Genomic DNA, 23,357 nt, shown 5'->3' on the forward strand with positions numbered 1-23,357 from the left:
ATCATCAATTGAAATCGATTTCAATAAGCTGTTAAAAAGAAATTAACCGCTTCCAGGTGAAAAGTCCCGTTTTATGGCGTTAAATATATAAAAAAACCTTGTGTGGAGTGGGTTATTATATGAAATCGATTTCAGTAAAAATAATCGGTGCTTCGCCATAATCCGTTGCCGTTGCGCGCGCCAAAATACAGGATGCCGTTATTATTCGGATCAATCGTTAGGCGTTCGCCCATCGAACGGCCGGGCATGTTACCGCCGAATTTAAACGGCAGCACGGTCTTTTTCCATGTCTCTCCTTTAATCGAAAACGCTTTCTTGTGTGCCGCTGTTATCGTACACCGAAAGCAATTTCCATGGATACCCTTGGTTTTATATGCAAGTTTAGTTCAAAATCAGTGTTCTTCTGCACCAAAAAAAGACGCCCCCTAATTGGAGCGTCCTCCATTTTATAATTAAGTCCCTGCGGTTCCCGCGCTGCTTGCAGCCTTCTGCATGGCATGCATGCCGATGATTACGGCAATTAGTTCGTAGGAATCCAGAAATTCGCACTGATTATCCAGCATAAAAGCACCGGACGACAACCATCCGTTAACTTGTTTGAATTGGGCGACAACGTTATCGGATTCATCTATCACATCGTATTCTCTCGAAAAGGCCGGCGAAATAATCTCGTAATCACCGCGACCTATCGTTTCATAGGAATATTTTTTCGAGAAAAACGACAGCCTGCTTCTAAGCACTCCCGCTTCCTCTCCATCCGCTCCGCTGACCTCCCACTTGCCCGAGAAGAAAGGGAACCTCCCGTTATAGAGCAGTTCGCCGTTAACTCCATAGATATCGATGGCAGAGCTAAAAGCGCTTCTCATATCCAGCTGTCCGACCTGCTGCTCTTGCTCATTTAAAATCTCCGTCACACCGGCATTCCAAAAATTCTCACGAAAAAATAATTGCAATTCAGTCGCCCCTTTCGCGTGCCGTGACTATTCCTTTTTATGTTATGTATAACGCTGGTACAAGTCAAAATGTTTCATTTTTCCCGTAAATCCGACGCCTTATGGGTGAATATCAGCAAAAAGAAGGCTGCCATCACGGCTGCCCTCTAGCGATGCGACAAGCTAATTTAATAGCCCATGATTCTTAATCTTGACTTGAACATGAGGCGTAATTTTCATCTTTGGAAATTCTTTGTTCCAGTCCAACGTCCTCCACGCTTGTTGGTGCAAAGCTTTCATCTGAAGACCAATTCCCAGCCCGTCGCAATTAGCCCTCTGCAGCTGGCGGATTGTCTCCTCCGCCCGTTTGCTGAGCACCTTCTCCAAGCGTTGCGAAATGTCGGCCATCCTATTCTTATCTAGTGGCGTACCGGTTGGATTATCGATTAAAAAGCAGTTAACCATAAGGTATATATCCGCGGCAATATGATCCTTCGTTGTTATTTTTACTTTATGCTTAGCCCGCTTGTACATAAACGTCAAATAACTTTGTTCTGGTCCAATTTGTTCTGTCATCGTCCCATAGGACATATGCCTGGTCAACAACACAAACGAGCGGGCATGCTGGGAATCAAGTTTTCCTGTCATTTGCTTCCCGTGGAATAAGGCTAATCCGCTCACTTTGGCACGCTTCTTCTGATGCAAAGCTTCAATAATCGGCAGCACGTTATCAAAACCGGGAGTACTCATAATAGACGAAATGAGAAATGGCGATTCGCTTGGCAACATACCTTCTTCCTCATTGCTTTCGAGCAGGTCGTATAAATACTCGCTGATAAGCGAACGGTCTTCCACCTGCAAATCAACTACTTCTTGAGCGAAGCCGTCTGTAATGGCAACAAATATACTGATCGGAAACTGAGCTTCGCGGTAAAAATAGTCCAGCGTTTCATAAAGGCTTTTCTCGGCAAAAGCCTTGTTAACCAGCAATACCCTAGTCTCCCTCAGATCCATATGCTGAGAGACCATCGTCTGCAGCTCGAGACTTGCTTCTTGAACAGAATGTCCTTCTCCGCTTACCTTCGGCGTAACGACATTTCCCTGGCTTTCTATAGCTGCCTTAATGGTTGGAATGGATACCGATAACCGAATCTTGTCCTCTGCCAGCAGATCCACTCCAACGGTTTGCGCCATCCTGATATTTTTAAGCTGTCTCTGATCCCAGCATCCGTTCAATAGCACGGTAAGCGAAAGTACAACTATAATCCGTTGTTTTCTCATGATGCTCCTTTACCCCCAAGCTTGTCCTTGAGCCCCGTCAGCCATAGAAGCAGAAGCATGCAACCGATTAGCCCAAATGAAATAATCGGCGCAAACAGGTTTGTCGTCGCCTGCAATTGATCAAGCTGCTCCGCCGTTAACTGATACAGGCAGAGGGCGAAAAGAATAGCGCCGCTTAAATAGGTAACGGATCTCGGCGCTTCCCGTTGTTGTCTGAGCATGGCCGATATGGAGGAGACAATCAGCATGAAATAGGAATAAAAGGAGGTAAGAATAAACAATATCCAGACCGAAATAATGATCAGATCAAATCGTTCGATTACATTCAACGAAATAGCTTTCATCTGGTACAGCAAAGGCTCCCGGATAAAGCCGATCATTTCCTTTCCGAACAGCGCCATGGATGAAAAGACGCAAAACGCATAGAAAAACGTAGTTGTCCAGCTGGCATACATGGCGGTCCGGAGAACTTTCGCCTTGTCGGCATTCGAATAATGGCCAGGCAGCAGAAGCATGATTTCCGCTCCGGTTAACCCCCATAACGCAACAAACGCGCCGTCCAGAATGGACAACGGTCCCGCTTCGAACACGGGCAGCAGATGGTACGGATTCCAGTCCTTCAGCATATAGCCGGACAATAAGATAAACAGCGGCATAAACAACGTGCAAAATACCGCAAAGCGGGCATATACTCTGAACGGCTGCAAGGCCAGATAGATACAGACTCCGAACAAAGTAAGCATAAGGAACCATTCCGGTGTTCTCGGATAAGCCCATAACTCCGTCGTGTATAACCAATTGGCTAAAATGATGTATAAAACTAACGCGTACAGCAGTATACACAACGTCAAAATAACCCTGCCCCAAAAGCCTCCAATTCGCTGCATGAGATATTGGAATACATTGCGATCTCCGGCAGACATCATCAGCTTCCAGAGCATATAAACGTATACGCTGTTTGCGGCGCCGGCCAGAAGACAGGATACCCAACCGCCCGTACCGGATTTCTCGCTGACTGCGTTAGCTATTGAGATAATCGCTGAGCCGAATTGCGCCTGCATAACGATACAGTATAGCTGAAACAGTCCAAGTTTGGTTTTCATTTGGCTCTGCTCCTTATCGGTGAATAATACGGAACGCCGAATGGCTCCAGGGAGAAAAAATGGATCATACATGCCGCGGTGAGCAAGGTCATGCCGTAAAAACCTACAATCCAGGCGGCAAACACAAACATCAGCTGCAGGATCAGCGTTAAAACACGCATCTGGTAGGTTGGAATAAGAAAAGAGCCGATCACCGATAACGCAACGATCACGATATACACATTAGAGACAAAACCGATTTTGACCAGCGCTTCGCTAATAATTATTCCTCCGGCCACACCTACCATTTGCGCAATCTGGGAAGGAAGACGAATGGTCGTCTCCGCGATTAACTGGAAAATGACAATCATCAGAACAGCTTCAATGATTGGCGAATAAGGCACATTTTCCAAGGAGCCCTTTATCGTTATGGCCATTTGCGACGGAAGCACTTCATGATGGAAACTGACAACGGCTATATACAAGCTGCAAATGTACAAGCTGAGCAGAAGGCCTATTGCCCGCAACGTTTGCAGGACCAGCGCAGCCTTATCCTCCATCAGCATGGAATCGATGGAACGCAGGAACGTATAAAATGACACCGGTACAATCAGGCAGGTAGAGCTCTGCTCGCAAAGGATGGCAATACGTCCTTGCATGATTAAATTAGTTGCCGTATCAATCCTCTCCGTACCGAAAACTTGAGGAAATAAAGTTCGCTTTTCCTCTTTCAGCAGTTCCTTTTGAAGCCGTCCGGGATGTACCTCCATGCCGGTGTTAAAGCCCATTAAACGCTGGGTAACCTCTTTCACGATACGCGAATCAGCCACGCCGTCCTGCCATAATACCGCAATTTTATGAGTCGAATATTTTCCGATAGTCAGATAACGAACCTTTAATTGAGGGGAAGATGAGCGGTTGCGAATGAGATTGATATTAACGTTCAACTGCTCGATAAAGCCTGAGCGCTCGCCAATAATCGAACTTTCGTTGTCGGGCTCCTGAATGGACCTCACATTTGCTTGCTCCGCGTTTAAGGAATACCAAGCGCCCTCGCAATGAACCAATGCGTTCCCATCCAACAGCGCCTTAACAGCTTCCTCAGGGTCCTTATAGGAAAATACGGATGCGGATGTAATAAGGTCGCTGACGGCAAGGTTATCATAATCTTCCGATTTCCTATGAAACCACTGCTTAAACAGACTATTTTCAAGTTTGTCCGCATCGCATAATGTCTCTATGTAGACTAACTTGGCTTGCTTACCGTATAAATCAAAATCCCGGACGATTAAGTCCTCCGTATAAAACAATCTCGCCTCGATTTGCTCGAGCAGCTTAGGCTTCATGAAACTCCCCTCCTTTCCATGAAATATTGCCCAATACGATTGTTGATTATGTAATTGTTGCCAATATCTATTGCAATAAAAGAGACTGCTGATCACCGATCAACAGCCTCTTTCCTTATCGTGAATTATCCTATTTTCAAAATAACTATTGAAGCATTTATGATCGGATTGCCCGCTATGGTCGTATTTAATACAACTCCGCCGCCCGTATCGTCAAAGCGGTTCAGCGTTAGGACGGTACCTTCGGACAGCGCCGCGATAACCTGGCCTGTATATGGGTTTGTCTGATTCCTGCTGCCATAATTGCTTCCGGCTACCAATAACGAATCCGCGAATAACGCAAATATGCTGATGCCGGGCTCCGCTGGAGGTACAGGGAACACTTCCCATTGGATTTGATAAACACCGTCTTCAAGGATATTAATCGTTGAAGGTCCCGTAAAGGACAATGCCGTGCCATTAACGACGGAATTATTAAACGCGACAGCTCCGCCTTCTCCGCCTCCGTCCGGGCCTGAAGCGATATTTTGCTCTAATGTACTGCTGATGAATAAGGAGGAAGGAGCAAATGGAGCCCCGGCCGGACCTGAAGGTCCGATAAGCCCTTGAGCTCCGGGAAGACCGGGAGTTCCGGCTGGCCCCGTTGCTCCGGTTGCTCCTGCTGGGCCTGCTGGGCCTGCTGGCCCTGCGGGTCCCGCCGGTCCCGTCAATCCGGTTTCTCCCGCGGGTCCTGTTTGGCCGGTTAATCCGGTTTGGCCAGTTAGGCCTTGCGGTCCTTGCGTTCCTTGAAGGCCTTGCGCGCCTTGCTGGCCTGGGACTCCTTGCGCTCCGGGATCGCCTTGAGGCCCTTGCGGTCCCTCGGGTCCACGGGTCCCTTTAATTATTTTTTTAACGATTATTTTACGACAGCATTTTCTATGGCGCTTTTTGCCCAACCGTTTCCGCCGTTTTTTGAGACAACCCAATGCTAGCACCTCCATACGTGATTCAATACCATATGAAGATAGCGTAGAAGATTGTGGACTTGTACCTAATAGGTTTGCTCTCTAGCAAAAAATGGTGTAATGCCTCTTGCAATCTATAACTCTACTCTCTCTAGTGACTGCGCTGCTACAAAATGGGAACATACACATCCGCGTTGCGAACATGCTGTTCTTCACCGAAACGGAATACTTCAAGCGCTAGAGATCTCGTATTGTTTTTAAGGTTCATCGCTTCCAGGGCCGCTTTGATCAACGCATACGGATCCTGTTCGTTTGACCTTACCTTCGCATAGCTCTGGCCCGGAACGGAAAAGCCGAGCATGCCTTCCGGAACCTCGTCGATTCGGGAGACTTCCATGCTGTATATATAAGTGAACAGAAAATCATTGGCAAAATGAGGGCAAACATAGCTGTCCGCATTTATCACGTTCGGGATCTCTTTTATTCTGGACAGAAAGAGATCATTGACCTCCTGGATGCTTTTCGGATTTACGCGCCTGAATGCATTCGTAACCGCCACTCCCACAAAATGCTTCTCTTCCAATGTAACAATCTCAACCTGCTCCAATTGCTTATTGGTCACGCGAATCACTTCTCCTCATTTAAATTTGGATAAAGCGGCGCCAAAGCGGTATCGATCTTGTCGGCAACTAGCGTATAGAATTCGGGAACATTCGGGCTCTTGGAACTCGGAATTTCTTCAAAGGCTCGAATAAATAAACCTGAAGCACCGGCCGCCGACAAAATATCGCCAACCGTCCAGCTGCAGGCGAGCACTTTGCCGAGACCTTCTCTCTCTTCCTCCGGCAGCAGCTTGGCGAAGGCAACTTCGCCTTCCTTAATCCCTTTTTCAAAGTAATTGCCGCTTGGCTCAGTAAGATTTCCCGTGGTTACCCAAGCCCTTGCAAAAGGATGGAAATCCGTCAGCAGAAATCTTCCGTTCGTGCGCAGCCTCCGGCGGACAACATCAAAGATCGCATAAAGATCGGAGAAGTAATGCAGGACGCCAAACTCCATCAGAACGATATCGAATTGCCCCAGCTCTTCCTCATCCGGAATAGACAGGGCATCCGAGCAGATGTAGTTCAGCTTGACTTGGGCCGCAGCCGCAACATCCAGCGCATACCTCTGATTTTCCGCCGATAAATCCACGACCGTAACCTCTGCGCCTTGCATGGCAAACGCGATCGCTTTTCTGCCATGCGAACCCAGCAGATTAAGCACTCGCTTCCCTGCCGGATTTCCTATGTACTTCAGCCAATAACGCAGATTATGGCTGCCCGTCTGTCTTAACGTCTCGGCCAATTCAGCCGGAGTACCGTATTGCCGAACCCATGCTTCATAAGCCTTCGTCTCCCAAGCAATCTTGTTTGCCTTCACTAAACGTTCCTGCAACCCGATCTCTCCTCTCCTGATAGACGGCTTCGAGAAACTTCCAAAGCTAAACTTCCAAAGATAACCAGATCTATTATATACGAGACGGTACTTGGCAAAAAGAAAAAAATCCGCCTTGAGCGGATTTCTGTTCAAATTAAAGATGGCGAACCCCGTCGGAGTTCGCCATTCGTTTATTTACGTTACACGGTATCCAATCTGAACAAAGCGGCACCATGCGGCGCAATAACCGAAGATAACGAGGAACTTTGCGTACCTATTATCTCGCCGCTCCACACGTTCTTTATGCTGCTTGCTTCTCCGTCCATTCCCAAATCGCCGAAGGATACGGATACTTCCGTTTCTTCTTCACCGGTATTGAACAGAGCAACATACCGTTCCCCATTGCTTCCTTCCGCTGTCCACACCACTCTATCGCCAATCCGCGATACTTGTTTTGCGCCAAAGCTAGTGCGGTGCATATGCAGCACATCCCGGTTCGTTAAGAGCGACAAAGTCCATTCGTCGTTATCGCGCATCTCGCCGCCCATCATCAGCGGGGAGCGGAAGATCGACCACAGGGTCATCATCGTCAGCTGCTCGTCGCGCGTGAAGTTCGTCATACGGTCCGGATGAGAGCAGCGAACGCCGATGCGGCCAAGCGGAAGCATATCGCAATCCGGCCAGTTGCCCGGCTTCGGACGACCTTCCCATGTTTTGCAGCGATCGAACATATCGAGCAGCAGCGGCCAGCGGTCCCAGAAGTCATCCGTCATTCGCCACAGATTTGCGTTCTGCTCCAGAAAATCGGCATGCTTCACAGGTGCTGGACCAGGCGACAAGCTAAGCACGATAGGGCGTCCGACATGGTCAATGGCTTTACGAATCAGTTCAATCTCGCCGAGATGCGCTCCGCCATGCAGCCAAGAGTCAGCGATATCATCTACTTTGATGTAATCAACGCCCCACTCGGCGTACATTTCGAATAGCGAGTTGTAGTACTCCTGTGCGCCTTCCTTCTTTGCGTCCACTCCGTACATATCCGTATTCCAGCCGCAGAAGGAGCAGGTATGCGCGATATCGCGGGCTGTCAACGAGGTGCCTTTGATTGGCGTGTTATCATGAACGGCTTGACGCGGAATCCCGCGCATAATGTGAATGCCGAACTTAAGTCCAAGGCTATGCACATAGTCCGCAAGCGGCTTAAAGCCTTGTCCGTCTTCTGCGGAAGGGAAACGGTTCACAGCCGGAATAAGCCGGGAGTAATCATCCATTTCGAGCCGGACAAAGGGACGATAAAGATCCGATACGGCCCCCGGTTCGTACCATTGGATATCGACAACCACGTACTCCCAGCCAAAAGCTTTCAGATGCTCTGCCATATAGTCGGCGTTGCCGCGTACTTCGTCTTCCCTTACGGTTGCGCCGTAACAATCCCAGCTGTTCCACCCGAGCGGCGGTGTCGGGGCAAATTCAAGATGCTGCATAATGACCCTCCTGTATTTCAAGAATGAATAGGAATGAATTGCTGCTATATTCCTATATTAATTCCAATCAGATCCGGTCATCTACAGTAATTTAGCTTCAATCATAGTAAAATATTGCGCTATTCCGGCTGTTTCTATCTAGTCGAAATATATCCGGTTATAGACGAGCTGACCTTCTCCATGACGGAAACTACCCGGCGTCTCCCCCGTAATTTTACGGAACCATTTAATAAAATAACTGCCGCCGGAATAGCCCACCTGCTCCGCGATCCGTTCAACGCTCCAGTCGGATTCCTTCAGCAGCCGGATCGCCTCTTTAATCCGCACCTGATTCAAATAATCGTTAGGCGACATGCCTACCGTTCTGGTGAACAGGCGAAGCAGATGATATTTCGACAAGCTAAGCTGGTCGGCCAGTTGATCCAGACTGATCATATTTTCATAATGCGCATCGATGTAAGAGACTGCCTCTTTCACCTTAAGCGGCCATTCCTTTGCATCCTCTTGCGGAGCGAGCGCGAACCGGCACAGCTCGGAGATGAACTGATACACATAAGAAGAAGCCGTATACGGCTCCTTGACCCGGCCGGCATGAGCTTCTTCGTACATGCTTTGCAGCAGCCGTATTGGACGGCTTCCTGCCGGCAAGAAAGGAGTATCTCCTAGCTGCTTCTTCACCTCTTCCCAATTCGGGAGAATAAGAGACGGACGAATCAACACGAATATAAAAGACCAATGCGATCCGTCGGGCGGAAAATAATAGCGGTGATCTCCGGGGATCTCCGTCATAAAAGCTTGTCCCGCCTGGATCCGTAAGGTCTCCGTCCCTCTCTCGTAAATCCCTTCTCCATCAAACGTATATTGAAATAACAGCAGCGGTCCGTCATTCCGGGTCAAACCGTCCCAGCGGTAATGCTGGTCCCGAATGACATCTTGTCCGATTGCAAATAGGTTGCATAGGGCCAGATGCTCCGGCATTGTAAAACGGAATCCAAATGTTCCCGTGCTTGTTAATTGACCTGCGTTCATCCTTATTCCCCGCTTTATTCGGCCAGTCCGTCCAACTGGCGGGCTGCCGCAAGTGCCTGTGTCCGGGAGGATACGCCAAGCTTGGCGTAGATCCTGGACAGGTAGACTTTTACCGTACCTTCCTTTAAAGCCAGTTTTGCCGCGATTTGTTTGTTAGGAGCACCTTGTCCCAATAACCGAAGGATAAAGGTTTCTTGCTCTGTTAAAGGCTCGATCAACGCCGGTTGTGGTTGAGAAGGATTCTCCAGCTCCGGGATGTATTCCAGCAGCCCCTTCACATAATCAAGCGATACACGCTGCCAAGCATCTTGATCAGCCTCTCGCAGCCGTTGCTCCGTGTACATCTGCAGCAGCCTTTTCATTGGGATCCCCTCGTCAACAAAGCTGCGAATATAACCGTTCGTCTCACCGATGACAAGCGCTTCATGAAGAATGTGCATTGCCTCACCGCGATTACCGCGCTGATATTCCGCCAACGACTGTACAATACTGATCTCTGTCCGAACAAGAAGGCAATGGTCCTGTTCTAACGAAGATTTGATAAATTCCAATTGCTTCAAAGCTTCGGTTGTTTTCCCTTGCGCGGTCAGTATTCTGGCATACACGGTATACTCTATCCAACGATTAGACGCCGGTTGAATGCGGTCCGACATGCGTAGTTTGGATATCTCCGATTTGGCTTCCGCGAGTTTGTCTTCCTTCGCATAAAGATGGGCACGGCTTGCGCGAAGCGGATACAGCCAGTGATACTCGCCTTTTTGGTCCGCCATCTGGATGGCTTCGTCGATCGCTTCATGCGCTTTCTGAAACTGGCCGTTAGCGGCATGAATGCGTGACAGCGTAATCCGGTTAGGAACAAACAAGCCTGCCGTCTGTCTGGCCCTGTCGGATTGTTCGAGTTTGCGGACAAGCTGCAGGCTGTCGCTTTGCCTGTTCCATTCATAATAGCCTTCGCTTAGGGCTTGAACGACATACAAATTAATGAGCGATTGCCCCCATCCGTGCTGCTCCAGTACGGATACGAACCGCTGACCGATCCGTTCGGTATCGGCCGACAAAATGCCCTTCAAGCCAAAGGCCGTCCGCCTGACGAGCGGCTCAATCATGTTGTAATTAAAGTTGTAGAAGATCGGATCCTCCGGCAGCACCCCTTGAAGCCGGTAGCCGACAAACGAATCCCATTGCTCGTAACGTCCCGTATAGAAGAGCAGGTTCGATTGGAGAAACAGCATCCCTCCCTGCAACGGCTCAAGCTCAGCCGCGGTCTCGGGCTGTTCGTATCTTTTCTCCAGCTTCTCAACGGTTTCCGCGGAAAAATGCATCTGTCCCGTTAACATATAAGCAAAAGCCTGATATATCAATAAACTCGCCGGTATCGGAATATGCTCGGAGACTGCCTGTATGCGTTCAAGCAGCGAAGCAAGCTCGCCTTGTTTCAGCGCATCCGGAATATATTCTTCTAATCTCTCCGCAGCTTCCTTGTAGTTTTCTCCGGCTATGGCATGGTCGATTGCTTTATCAAGCATCCCTCTGGCAGCAAACGCTTGACTTGCCGCATGATGATATTGCAACCATTGCCCGCTGCTCCGTGAGCGGAGACGGTTCTTCAAAAATTCGGCAAACAGCGAGTGGTACCGGAACCAGCCGTTATGATTATCCAGCGGAATAACAAACAGATTGAGGGTACGAAGCTGCTCCAGCATCTCGCGGCTGTCCGAGCGGTAAAACGCCTGATTGCAGACCTCCGCATCCATTCGCTCGAACACGCTGGTCTGATGCAGGAAGTCTGTTACGTCTGAAGGCAGCTTGTCGAGCACCTCCTGGAACAAATAAGAAGAAACCTTCTCGTTGCTTCCGTCAAAGCCAGCGATGATTCGGTCAATATCCTGCTGAGCCTGAAGCGATATGGAAGCGAGCTGAAGCCCGGCAATCCAACCTTCCGTCTTCTCAAACAGCTTGCGGGTATGCCTTTGCTCCAAATAAATCCCTGCCGATCTGCAGAACTCTTGCGTCTCCTCTTGGGTAAAATGAAGCTGCTGCATGCCGATATCCGTCCGTTCTCCTCTCGCCAGCCATTTGGCCGCGTCAAAGGAAATTTCTCCCCGGCTTGCGATAATAATCCGGTGATGGAAAGGCAAGTATTCTATGAAATAAGACAAGCTGTTATGGATCTCCGCCTGCTCGATATGATGATAATCATCCAGCACGAGGGCTATTGGATCATGAGTTGCGGCAAGTTCGTTCAGAAGCGTATCAATGATCGCATTTACCGTTGAGCCCGACACAAGTGCTCCGACAGCGGAAAGCGAATCCGCTAAAGAAGATGGACCTGTTTCCATATAGGCATTTAATACATACCGCCAAAATCTCGCTATATCATTATCTCTTTCATCCAGAGACACCCATGAGGTTTGAATGCGGGCGGATTGTGCCCACTGCGCTATTAAAGTGGACTTTCCGGAGCCCGCCGGAGCGCACACCGTCACCATTCGCCCTTGCATCCCTTGCTCCAGCGAATCAAGCAGCCGCTCCCGGATAATCAGATTTTTCTTAACAACAGGAAGCCGTATTTTTGTTTTTAATAGGATGGGTTCAGAAAATAACATACGATCTCCTTCTAAGTCCGACATAACATCTTTATTATACTGAAATTTCGACATTTTTTGCTCAAAAATAGTTAGAGAGACTGGACGGATTAAACAGAAAAAACCATTGCCTTAATCGGCAATGGTTTTTCGCTCCACTTTTAATTTTGATAGTATTCGATCATCCGCAGCAGCAGCACTGCTGCCTCTGCTCGTGTAGCCCGACCTGACGGCACGAACTTGCCGTCTCCTCTACCTTGCAAAATACCTGCTTGCTGCAAGGCGGCTACATAGCCGGCAGACCAAGCCGGAATATCCGAGGCGTCGGAGAACAAATCCTTCACCTTTTCCGGTTCCAGCGGCTTAATCCCCGCCGCTTTGGCCAGCATGGTCACAAGCTCTGCCCGGGTAACCTGATCGTTTGGCCGGAACGAGCCGTCCGCATAACCATTCACGATTCCGAACTCTTTTGCTCTGGCTATAGCTTCGGCTGCCCAAGCCGGAATACCGCTTTTATCCGAAAAGTCTAGTTCCGGCGCTGCAGACCCCGATTGATCAATTACCGCGTTCATAAGCATGGTGACGAATTCCGCCCGCGTGACTTGTCCTTCAGGCCGGAACGTACCGTCGTTAAAGCCGTGAACGATTCCGCAGCCGTATGCATCCTTTACCGTCCTTTCCGCCCAATGTCCGGACATATCGCCGAATTGGGATGTGCCGTCAGCTGCCGGTTTGCATGCGACAAGCTCAAGCCTGCCGGGCTCTTCCGGCTCCACCTGAGGCGGACTGACCGGGTTGTATTTTGTGATTTTTACGGTATACGCCTGTACCGTTGTTCCATCCTGAGCGGTAACGCGAACCGTAAAGGTTTGAGTGCCAACTGCCAATTCAATGAATTCGCCCGCCGGCTCTCCTTTTTCATCCAAAACGTCGACTTTAGCATTCGCATCGCTTGGGACAGCCGTCACTTTCGTTTTCAATACCGAGTACGCAACTCCCGCCGTATAATTCAACGTTGAGTCCTTGAACGGCTCATTCATTTGGATATCGCTAAGCTTAAGCGTGCTTAAATTCGCATTGCTGGATACGATCTCAAAGCGATATTCGGAAGTTAAGCCGCTTTCATTGCCGGCAGCATCCTTTGCTTTTGCTTGAACGATATGCGCTCCAATTGCGAGAGCCCCGCTTGGTACAAAGCTCCACCTGCCGTCATCGCCGGCCTCCGCATTACCAACGGTCTCGCCATCCAGCTGAATCGTAATTTCAGCGTGTTTCTCCGCTGTTCCGGCAATTTCGGGTTTTGTCTGGTTTGTCTCTGAACCTTCATCCGGCTTACTGAAAAGCGGAACCGATGGGGCAGTCGTATCAATGACAAAATTCAGCTGTACGGCCTCTTCCTTCGCATTTCCTGCGGCATCGGCCACTTTGACCTTCACCTGATGGCTGCCGTCACTTAAACCATCCGAGGGAACAAAGGACCATTCACCTTCTTCATTAACTTGGAAAGGCTCCATTGCAGCTCCGTCCAGCGTTAATCGAATCCATGCTCCCGCCTCCGCATTTCCCCGAATGAGAGGTTTGTCCGTATTGAGCAGCGCCCCTTCGATTGGAGCCGATACGTCAGCCCATTCGGGAGCGATTGTATCTATTTTAATTGATACTTCATCCGATTGGGGCCCCTTATTCCCTGCTTTATCCGCAGCCATGGCAGAAATCGAATGCATGCCGTCGGGCAATTCCTCGGCAAGAGTAATCGACCATGCGCCCGATTCGTTGGCTTGACCTTCTGCAGCTTTAACACCGTCTACGAAAATAGTAATTGCCGCGTCCGCTTCCGCCGTACCGGAAATGGTCGTTTTGTTCGCCTTCGTAACGGCTCCATCTTTCGGCTCAAGAATAACCGGCGCATCCGGAGCCTTGGTGTCTACCGTCCAAGAGACGGAATTTGAGTCCTTGCTGACATTGCCTGCGGAATCCTCGGCAACGGCTTTCGCGATATGAACCCCATCCTTGAGCGCCTCGGTTATCGGGTAATTCCAAATGCCGTTTTCGCTGGTTTTAATCGTTGTTACGGCTGTATCGCCCAAATAAATCGTAACCTTCGAGCCCGCCTCTGCTTGTCCTTTAAGCACCGGCTTGCTGCTGCCCGTAATGGCACCGTTTGCCGGGGCTTCAATAATCGGGGCTGCAGGCGCGGTAGAATCGATAACAAATACCAGTTCAACGGAATCCGCGGAGGCATTGCCCACGGAATCCCGGATCGCAATCGACACATGATGAGTGCCATCCGCTAACGAGGACACCGGCTGAACCTTCCATTTCCCTTCACCGTCGGTTATGACTGCCGGCAGCGTTTGATCATCGATTTTAATCGTAACTTCGGATTTTGCTTCGGCAGTGCCTGAAATTTCCGGTGTGTTATCGCTCGTAACCTCATTGTTCTCCGGCGTCAATACGACAGGCAATACCGGCGGAGTCCGGTCAATGCGAACTGTCGCTTTCGCGACGGGGCTGCTATTACCCGCTTTGTCGATCGACCTCGCGCTGACCGTGCTCTCTCCTTCCGCCGTAACCGACAGCTCTCCTTCATAGCTCGTCCAATCCTTCGCTCCGGCACCCGTAATGCGATATTCGGTACGGTCAAGGCCGGATTCACCGCGATCAGAGCCGGCCGTAATGTTTACCATCACGGCGTTTGCCGATGTCCATTCCTCCGTATCGGGAACAACCGCCGGAGCCTCTGGTAACGACCGATCGATTTGCACCTTTTCTTCCCGCACCTCTCCGACATTCCCTGCTTGGTCAATGGTCCTTGCGCTGATCGTCGTAATGCCCTCGGCATCAATGCCAACCGTTTCGGAATAGACCGTCCAATCCTTTGTTACTGCTCCGGATAAACGGTACTCCGTTCGGTTTACACCCGATCCCCCTTGATCTTCGCCGGGTAAGATCGAGACAATCACCTTATCCGCCGAAACCCAACCGGATTTATCGATGAGTATGCCCGGCGCGGTTGGGGCTGTTTTATCCATGAATACGCTTGTGTCCGCAATGTCACTAATGTTTCCTGCCTGATCCACCGTTCTCGCGTGAATCGTTGTCCGGCCTTCGGCCGTCACGGTAAATTTTCCGTTATAGGGTTTCCAATCCGCGTCAACTGCTCCTGTCAAGCTATACTCGGTAATGCTTGTGCCGGATAAAGGATCTGTCCCCGGCGTGATCGTAACGTCAACGCCCGAGTTCGCCCACTTGTCGGCGGAAACCTCTATTTGAGGATGCTCCGGAGCGGTTCGGTCAATCTGAACGGTCGCTTTGGAAGCTGTTCCCTTGTTGCCCGCTTTATCTACCGTTCTTGCAAAAACCTCGGTTTGACCTTCCACGGTTACGATAACGGGGCCTGTGTAAGGCTTCCAATCCGAGTTGGCGGCACCGGACAGGCTATACTCCACTTCTTTCACACCGGATCCTCCGTTATCGGTTCCCGCCGTTGCGGTTACCGTTACACGATCTCCGGCATTCCAACCGGATACGTCGGGAGTCAGCAGCGTTTCACCAGGCGGCGTAAAATCTAGCCCTTGCATGACCTCGGACTCCTCGCTAATGTTCCCTGCCTTGTCTACCGTCCTTGCCGTAACCGTCGTTAAGCCTTCGACCGTAAGATGAATCGGTGCCGAATAAGAAGTCCAGCCCAGCGAGGTTGCACCGGACAGCTTATACTCAACGCGATCGACCGAAGAGGCGTTGTCCGCACCGGCAGTTAGCGTTACGGTAACTTTAGCTCCCGACCAGATCCCGCCTGCGGGGCTTATGGCCGGAGCTGCGGGCAGAGTCCGGTCCAGCTTCACGTTTCCTGTCGCTACGGGACTTATATTGCCTGCTAAGTCTATCGTTCTTGCGCTTATCGTTGTCTGGCCTTCGGCAGCGATGGATATCTGGCCCGTGTAAGTCGTCCAGCCGAGTGTAACGGCACCGTTTAAGCTATACTCCGTGCGCCCGATTCCTGAACCGCTATCCGCTCCTGCCGTAACGGTGACTTTAACGGAAGCGCCATTCGTCCAGCCCGTCACATCCGGCGCAACGATTGGCGCCGCAGGTTTTGTTTTGTCCATCTTGACCGTAACCGGAACCGCCATACTCGTATTGCCGGCATTATCGGTTGTTCTTGCTTCAACCGTCGTCTGGCCTTCGGCGCTTATCGACAGGACTCCGGTATACGTTATCCAGTCTTTGGTTGTTGCTCCGGACAGCTTGTATTCCGTTTTGCTCACGCCCGATCCGCCCGCATCGGTTCCGGGCGCAATCGTTACCGCCGCATCGGGCGAACTCCAATCCGATGCCGAAGCCGTAATGACCGGGGAGGTTGGTTTTGTCTTGTCTATGAATACGACCGTCGTTCGTTCGGTGCCTATATTGCCCGCCTGATCAACGGTTCTGGCGTGAATGGTTGTCTGGCCTTCCGCACTGATCAGCACAGTACCCGAGTAGGCAGCCCAATCCGCTATTGTTGCTCCGCTAAGGCTGAATTCGGTTCGGGCAGCCCCCGAACCGCCGTTATCCGTTCCATCCGTTACCGTAAACGTTACGTTGGAAGCGGACCATGTGCCGTTTGAAGGAGTTATTATCGGAGAAGAAGGCTTTGTTCGGTCGATTTTTACGACCGTTGCCGAGACCGAGCCGATGTTATTGGCGTTATCCACCGTTCTGGCGCTTAGCGTGGTCTGTCCTTCCGCACTGATCGTTACCTGTCCGGTATAGGTCGTCCACCCGAGCGTCGCAGCACCGCTAAGACTATACTCGGTCCTGTTGACGCCTGAGCCTGTATCCGTCCCCCCGGTGACAGCAGCCTTAACGGACGCGGCATTTGTCCAGTTCGCCGTATCCGGCGTTACGACAGGTGCCGTTGGCTGGGTTTTATCCACCTTTACGGTTACCGTTTTGCTCGTTCCGATATTGCCCGCATGATCAATGGTTCTTGCTTCAACGGTGGTTTGTCCGCTCGCCCCGATTAAGATCGGACTATTATAGGTCGTCCAATTCACGTTAGAAGCGCCTGTCAGTCTGTATTCGGTCCGATTAACGCCGGAACCTCCCGTATCCGTGCCATCCAGGATAGCTACCGTAACATCCGTACTGCTCCACGCTCCCGATGCCGGGGTTATTGCGGGGGCTGCTGGCGGCGCTGTATCGATCATAATTACGGCTGTCCCTTCGCCGCTTATATTGCCGACTTGATCTACTGCCCTCACATGGACTGTCGTCTGCCCTTGCGCGAGAATCGAGAACCCGGCGGTATAGGTTTTCCAATCTTTGGTAATCGCTTCGGAGAGGCTGTATTCGATCCGGTTTACACCCGAACCTCCCGGATCCGACGATGATGAGAACCAGGCTGATACCCAAGTTGAACTCCAGCCCGCTGGCGACAGGCTGATTGTTGGCGTTGTCGGCGGCGTCCGGTCGATCTTGACAACCGCAGTGGTTACGGCGCTTATATTCCCGGCATTGTCTACCGTTCTCGCGGATATCGTGGTTTGTCCCGATTTCGAGATCCTTACCGGATCGGAACCGTTATACGGGGTCCAGCTTACGGAAGTCGCGCCGGACAAACTGTACTCCGTCCGGTTAACTCCGGTTTCCGCATCCGTTCCCGGAACGATGGACACGTCCACATCGGAAGCGCTCCATGCGCTGCCGACTCCCGTTATGGTTGGGGCAGACGGCGGGTTAAAATCGAAGGTCAGCTTATATAGTTTTGTATTCAATTCATAGGTCGAATCATTGTATCCCCCAACGACATATACGTCCGATCCAACCGCCACTAGACTTGCATTTTCCAATTGATCCGGATTCGGGACATCCGATTTCCAAGTATTTGTGGAAGGGTCGTACAGCGCAAAAGTTCTATTGCCCATAACTAATACTTTCCCGTTATCGAGAGTCACTTGCGGATGCCTGTAAAAAATATCCCCGCCGTCATAAGGCATCTGAGCAACTTTGGTCCAAGTGTTTGCTGCGGGATCATAAATATAGGAGTTAAAGGAATAGACATAACCGCTTAGACCGCCGGTAAGCAACACGCGTCCATCCTTCAACGTGCTCTGAGCCGCTCCGTAAATTCCTATAGGCAGCGGTGCAGCCTCATTCCATCGATCCGCAGCGGGATTATAGATGTACGCGTTGTTGTACAAGGTGGAGCCCAAGCTTGGTGAATAAATCTCGTTTGCTCCGCCTACGGCCAACACGCGGCCGTCAAGCAGCGTGCTCTGGGAATGTCCCAGCACCGTATGAGGGAAATTCGCCGCATTTGTCCAAGCGTTTGCGGAAGGATTATAAATGCGGACAGCATTGTTATAGACGTAGCCCACGCCATTCATGAACGCATTCCCTCCAATGGCAAGCACGCTGCCGTTTGGCAGCATGGATTGCGCGTGATAAGCCACCGGCAAAGAAGGCGCATTGGAAGACCAGGTTTGAGTAACCGTATCGAAGACGTACGAGTTCTTCGAAAAAGAATTGTTTCTTCCGTTTTGTCCCCCGGTTAAGAGAATTTTATTTCCCCCTACCGCACTAGCCATAGCTCCGGAAAGCGGCTCCGGCGGGTTAAAAGACGATGGCAGCTCTTCGACCGACACAGCGGCAAATGCCTTTTTTTCACCTCCAGTGGGCAAAAATACGAAAGCTATTGCGATAAGCAACAGCATGCAGCTTAATTTACGAAACACAATCTTCGTCCTCCTCTAACTGAATGAGCAGGACAAGCTTAGCAAATATCATTTTCAGAGCCAATTAACTTTAGTTAACTGCATCAAATAATTTTTATTTCTCCCTTGCCGACTCTCGGAATTGTCCCGGCGTAAGACCGGTTACCTTCTTGAAAAGGTTATGGAACGTCGGCTCGCTCTGATAACCTACCAATTCTCCTATTTCCTTCACCGGCCGCCCGGTCATGATCAAGTAGCGCTTTGCAGCTTCCATCCGGCACTGAATCAGAAATTGAATGACAGAAATGCCCACTTCCTGCTGAAATAAATGGGACAGATAATACTTGCTGACAAAGGTGACTTTAGCAAGCTGTTCCAACGTGATAGGCTGCTGATAGTTTTCTTCTATGTAACCTCTCGCCTTTATTACAGCTGCTTCCGCAGGCTTAACGATCCTTCGTTCGGTAGATTCACCCGGTACAAGGCGTGCCAAACGCGCAAGCAGCAATCCAAACAAATGGTTCGCTGCCGCTCTGGATTCCGCCAACCCGGAGTGCAGCTCGGCAAGGCATTCCCGCACTAAACTCGCAGTCTCATCCGTTTTTTCTCCGAGTTCTATTACAGGAGCTTGATCCGGCCCAAGGAAATAATTTTGAGGGCAGCCCTTCACCTGTAGATCTTTAAAAGCAAAATAAGTAGCCCTAAAAGGATAATGCGTAGACCATTCCTCATGCCATATTCCCCGGTGGTACAGCAGAACGGTTCCCGGACCAACCTCGTAAGGCTTGCCGTCAACAACAAATGTCCCTCTGCCCTCTTCAACCAAAAGCAGCTCGCTGAATGTCTCATGCCGGTGAAGAGGATGCTGAAAAGGGCTTGCTTCATGGCAATTGAATTCGCTGCCTCCGATCAGCGAAGCCGGACTTAGAACTCGCGAGGACACCCCCATCCTTTCCCCTCCTATTCGCAAGAATGAATAGCCTGTTTCGCAAGATCGCTCATTGAGAACAGGCTTAAATTCCGATATTTTCTAGTTAATGATCATTACTTGAAATATACGTGCTTATCTACTCTCTTTGCAATAAGCAATAGTTATCACTAGGAGGTATCCTCATGCTGGAGTTTAAGAAACGAAAGCTCTCGGATAATAAATTCGAGGCATGCGCCGTGTTTGACGTAAACAACGATGGTATACCCGACATTGTTAGCGGCGCTTACTGGTACGAAGGGCCGGACTTCAACCGCAGACACCGGATCTGCGAGGTAGGGGAAATCGGCGAATATCACGATGATTTCTCCGACTTCCCCATGGATGTAGACGGCGACGGCTGGCCGGATATCATCACGGGTTCCTGGTTTACCGAAACGTTAAGATGGCGCCGCAATCCCGGTACTGCGGGAGAAGATTGGAAAACGACCGACATTGACCGCTGCGGCAATATCGAGACGATCCGATTTTACGATATCGACGGCTGCGGCGTGCCCGAAATTTTCCCCAATACCCCAAACGAACCTCAAGCTTTCTATAAGTTGTTGCGCGACGCCGATGGCAAAGGAACCAGCCAATTCCGGAAAATAATAATCGGAGATGCACCAAGCGGGCATGGCATGGGTTTTGTCGATATTAACGGGGACGGCCGCGTTGATCTTGTCTTAAGCGGTGGCTGGCTAGAGCAGCCGGAAGATCCGTATCGGACGCCTTGGACATTCCATGCCGAATGGTCCCTTGGCTCAGCCAGCGTGCCGGTCATCGGCCATGATGTGAACGGCGACGGTCTCGTCGACTTGATTGTAGGTCAAGCGCATGATTACGGACTCCACTGGTATGAGCAGCGCCGAACGCAAGACGGCTCCCGAAGCTGGATCCGCCATACGATTGAAGGCACCGCTTCCCAGTTCCATGATCTTTGGCTGGTTGACCTTGATCTCGACGGCAAGCTTGAGCTCGTTACAGGCAAACGTTACCGTGCCCATAACGACGGCGATCCGGGAGCGCATGATCCGATTGGCATCTATTACTACACCATTAATAACGCACGATTCGAAAAGCATGTTATCGATTATGGGCCTGCCGGTGAAGCCTCCGGCACGGGAATCTATTTCTGGGTGCAGGACCTTACCGGCAACGGGTATCCGGACATTGTTGCGCCAGGCAAGGACGGGCTTTATTTATTCGAAAATATCGGACCGACAAAGGAGCAATTATGATGAGCGCAAAGCTGCGTATTGGTTTTGTAGGCGTAGGAGGGATGGGGCAAATGGCGCATCTGACTAATTACGCCGTACTGAAGGAGGAATGCGAAGTGGTTGCCTTGGCGGAACCCCGGCAGCAGATGGCCAGGCTGGTAGCCGGCCGTTATGGCGTACCGAAGATTTACGCCAGCCATCTTGAGCTGTTGGAGCAAGCCAAGGTTGACGCCATTATAGCGCCGCAGCCCTTCCGGAACCATTCGAATGTTATTCCGGATATTTTGCGGGCAGGCATTCCGGTTTTGACGGAAAAGCCTCTGTCTCTTACGGTGCGGGAAGGCGGCAAAATGGTACGGTTAGGCGAAGAAAGCGGCACGCTTCATATGATTGGTTACCACAAGCGTTCGGATCCTGCGGTAGAATACGCCAAGCGTGTTATTGAAGAATGGAAAGCATCCGGCAGCTTTGGCGAACTGCAATATATCCGGATTACGATGCCGCCGGGAGATTGGGTTGGCGGAGCAGACCAGCCGATTGGCAGCAATGAGCCTTATCCCACGCTCCTGCTGGAACAAGGTCCCGAGGGATATACGGACAAAATGACGCAAATGCTGGACAGCTTCGTCAATTATTACATCCATCAGGTGAATATGTTCCGCCATCTGCTTGGCGAGAATTACAAGCTTACCTTCGGCGACCGCCGCGGTATCGTGCTAAACGGCGAGAGCGACAGCGGCGTTACGATTACCTTGGAGATGGCTCCTTACCACACCTCCCACGAGTGGGAAGAACAGATTCTGGTAGGTTTCCGACAAGGCTATGTCCGCATTGATCTGCCTGCCCCGCTGGCACGCCAACGCGCGGGGAGAGTAACGATCAAGAAGGACAACGCCTCCGCCGACGAAGCTCTTACTTACGAGCCCATTCTGCCGAACGTCTCCGCGATGCGCAATCAGGCACGTTATTTCCTTGCCGCCGTCCGCGGCGATCGGCCAGCGCCCTGCACGGCTAAGGAAGCGCTGCAGGATTTGATATTTGCCCAATCGTATGTGGATTACATGAACCGGACTTATCCGGAAAGCCTGCCTGAAACCTAAAAAACGCAGCTGCGCCAAACGCGCAGCTGCATTCCTATTTATAAGGTGCTCATCACAATATTGCGGAGCTTCCGTGTCAGCGGCGTCGTGCCCGCATCCTTCTTCTGGATCATGAGCAGAATCGTCAAACCCTCTTGCGGGAAATTGCCGAAGTATGCGCCTAACCAGCCATCCCAGCCGTATTCTCCCGGGCTTGCCAGAATTCCCGCAGTCTTCGTGTCCGTTACAACGCGCATCAAGTTCCCGTAGCTGTGTCCGGTCAAGGTATGCCAGTTGTCAAAGGCAGACTGCTGACGGGCATTTAACGTTCCCGTTGTTAAATATTGAACCGTTCTTGGACGCAAAACTTGTACGCCGTCCAGGTTTCCTTGGTTCAACAGCATGGTCGTAAATTTCGCCGCATCGTCAATCGTGGAGACAAGTCCCGCTCCACCGGATTCGAAAGCCGGGTCACGGTCCATTTGATGAATAATACCCAGATGATTGCCCGTAAAGAGACTCATGCCGTCCTGCTCGCTTGCGTATGTTTTGACGAGACGTCCTCTCTTCTCTTCCGGTAACGAGAAGCCGGTATCCTTCATCCCCAGCGGGCCAAAAATCTCCTTCTGCAAAAACTCTCCAAAGCGCATTCCGCTTACTACTTCCACAACAGCACCCAGCACGTCGGCCGATGTGCCATAAGTCCAGGAGGTTCCCGGCTGGAAAGCAAGCGGGCCTTCGCCAAGCTTGTTCATCGCTTCCACGGTGCCCATCGGAGATTCTCCGAGCAGGCGCTCGCCAATCTCTCTGAACAGAGCCTCCGTTGCTTGTCCTGCCGCATTAGTACCGCCGTATACCAGGCCGCAAGTCATATCAAGCAAGTCATGTATATTCATTTCCCGCTCCACCGGCACCAGTTCACCGTTAACCTCGGCCTGCTGATTGTTGAAGCCAGGCAGGTATTGGCTTACCGGATCGAACAAATCAATTTCTCCGCGCTCCACCAGAATTATGACGGCCGTTGCCGTAACCGGCTTCGTCATTGAGTACAAGCGGAAAATCGTATTCCGTTCAACCGGGCGTCCCGCTTCGCGGTCGGCTAATCCGTCTTCATGATAAAAAATTTCTTCGCCGTCTTTAATTACCATAAAGCTGGCCCCAGCTACTTCGTTGTTATCGATGCTTTTTCTAAGCGTTGCTTTAATCTGGCTGACTGCTGTCTGATCCAACATAATCGATAATCTCCTTCTTTCCCAGTTGCTTCCTCTGACCAAAAAGTATATTCGCTATTCGA

The 23,357-nt window shown here is 50.7% G+C and carries 16 protein-coding genes; 2 read left to right on the plus strand and 14 right to left on the minus strand.

What is annotated here, in order from left to right:
* Positions 1-131 precede the first annotated feature (131 nt).
* The 13 genes from PJDR2_RS33235 to PJDR2_RS17975 all read right to left on the minus strand — a co-directional run bounded on the left by PJDR2_RS33235 (position 132) and on the right by PJDR2_RS17975 (position 19,746).
* A complete protein-coding gene (locus tag PJDR2_RS33235) occupies positions 132-275 on the minus strand; it encodes a hypothetical protein (RefSeq protein ID WP_190276159.1) in 144 nt (47 codons plus the stop codon).
* A 177-nt stretch (positions 276-452) separates the two neighbouring features.
* Positions 453-953: a hypothetical protein gene (locus PJDR2_RS17920; protein WP_015845130.1), complete on the minus strand. Its 501-nt coding sequence runs from the start codon at positions 951-953 to the stop codon at positions 453-455.
* 162 nt (positions 954-1,115) lie between these two features.
* Entirely contained in the window at positions 1,116-2,213 is a 1,098-nt protein-coding gene (locus PJDR2_RS17925) for a Ger(x)C family spore germination protein (protein WP_015845131.1), read from the minus strand.
* A complete protein-coding gene (locus PJDR2_RS17930) occupies positions 2,210-3,316 on the minus strand; it encodes a GerAB/ArcD/ProY family transporter (protein ID WP_015845132.1) in 1,107 nt (368 codons plus the stop codon). The genes PJDR2_RS17925 and PJDR2_RS17930 overlap by 4 nt, the downstream gene beginning before the upstream one ends.
* On the minus strand, positions 3,313-4,641 hold the full coding sequence (locus PJDR2_RS17935) for a spore germination protein (protein WP_015845133.1): 1,329 nt from the start codon (positions 4,639-4,641) through the stop codon (positions 3,313-3,315). Before PJDR2_RS17935 ends, PJDR2_RS17930 begins: the two co-directional genes overlap by 4 nt.
* A gap of 125 nt (positions 4,642-4,766) precedes the next feature.
* On the minus strand, positions 4,767-5,351 hold the full coding sequence (locus PJDR2_RS17940; protein WP_041614378.1) for a hypothetical protein: 585 nt from the start codon (positions 5,349-5,351) through the stop codon (positions 4,767-4,769).
* 400 nt (positions 5,352-5,751) lie between these two features.
* Positions 5,752-6,207, minus strand: a complete 456-nt coding sequence (locus PJDR2_RS17945; protein ID WP_015845135.1) for a GyrI-like domain-containing protein — start codon at positions 6,205-6,207, stop codon at positions 5,752-5,754.
* A gap of 5 nt (positions 6,208-6,212) precedes the next feature.
* The gene (locus PJDR2_RS17950; protein WP_015845136.1) at positions 6,213-7,019 is read right to left on the minus strand and encodes a class I SAM-dependent methyltransferase; all 807 of its coding nucleotides are present in this window, start codon (positions 7,017-7,019) and stop codon (positions 6,213-6,215) included.
* A 182-nt stretch (positions 7,020-7,201) separates the two neighbouring features.
* The gene (locus tag PJDR2_RS17955) at positions 7,202-8,485 is read right to left on the minus strand and encodes a glycoside hydrolase family 27 protein (RefSeq protein WP_015845137.1); all 1,284 of its coding nucleotides are present in this window, start codon (positions 8,483-8,485) and stop codon (positions 7,202-7,204) included.
* A gap of 138 nt (positions 8,486-8,623) precedes the next feature.
* Positions 8,624-9,514, minus strand: a complete 891-nt coding sequence (locus tag PJDR2_RS17960) for a helix-turn-helix transcriptional regulator (RefSeq protein WP_015845138.1) — start codon at positions 9,512-9,514, stop codon at positions 8,624-8,626.
* 14 nt (positions 9,515-9,528) lie between these two features.
* Positions 9,529-12,120: a LuxR C-terminal-related transcriptional regulator gene (locus PJDR2_RS17965; RefSeq protein ID WP_015845139.1), complete on the minus strand. Its 2,592-nt coding sequence runs from the start codon at positions 12,118-12,120 to the stop codon at positions 9,529-9,531.
* 140 nt (positions 12,121-12,260) lie between these two features.
* The gene (locus PJDR2_RS17970) at positions 12,261-18,818 is read right to left on the minus strand and encodes an OmpL47-type beta-barrel domain-containing protein (protein WP_015845140.1); all 6,558 of its coding nucleotides are present in this window, start codon (positions 18,816-18,818) and stop codon (positions 12,261-12,263) included.
* Positions 18,819-18,912: 94 nt separating this feature from the next.
* Positions 18,913-19,746: a helix-turn-helix transcriptional regulator gene (locus PJDR2_RS17975; RefSeq protein WP_015845141.1), complete on the minus strand. Its 834-nt coding sequence runs from the start codon at positions 19,744-19,746 to the stop codon at positions 18,913-18,915.
* A gap of 164 nt (positions 19,747-19,910) precedes the next feature.
* On the opposite strand from PJDR2_RS17975, the gene PJDR2_RS17980 reads away from it, so the two are divergent.
* Entirely contained in the window at positions 19,911-21,005 is a 1,095-nt protein-coding gene (locus PJDR2_RS17980) for an FG-GAP repeat domain-containing protein (RefSeq protein WP_015845142.1), read from the plus strand.
* Entirely contained in the window at positions 21,002-22,084 is a 1,083-nt protein-coding gene (locus tag PJDR2_RS17985) for a Gfo/Idh/MocA family protein (protein ID WP_015845143.1), read from the plus strand. Before PJDR2_RS17980 ends, PJDR2_RS17985 begins: the two co-directional genes overlap by 4 nt.
* 38 nt (positions 22,085-22,122) lie before the next feature.
* Here the strand turns inward: PJDR2_RS17985 and PJDR2_RS17990 are convergent, their stop codons facing one another.
* Positions 22,123-23,295 carry a serine hydrolase domain-containing protein gene (locus PJDR2_RS17990; RefSeq protein WP_015845144.1) on the minus strand — a complete coding sequence of 391 codons (1,173 nt, stop codon included), beginning with the start codon at positions 23,293-23,295 and terminating at the stop codon, positions 22,123-22,125.
* Positions 23,296-23,357: the final 62 nt, after the last annotated feature.

It is taken from the genome of Paenibacillus sp. JDR-2 (assembly GCF_000023585.1).
GTDB lineage: Bacteria > Bacillota > Bacilli > Paenibacillales > Paenibacillaceae > Pristimantibacillus.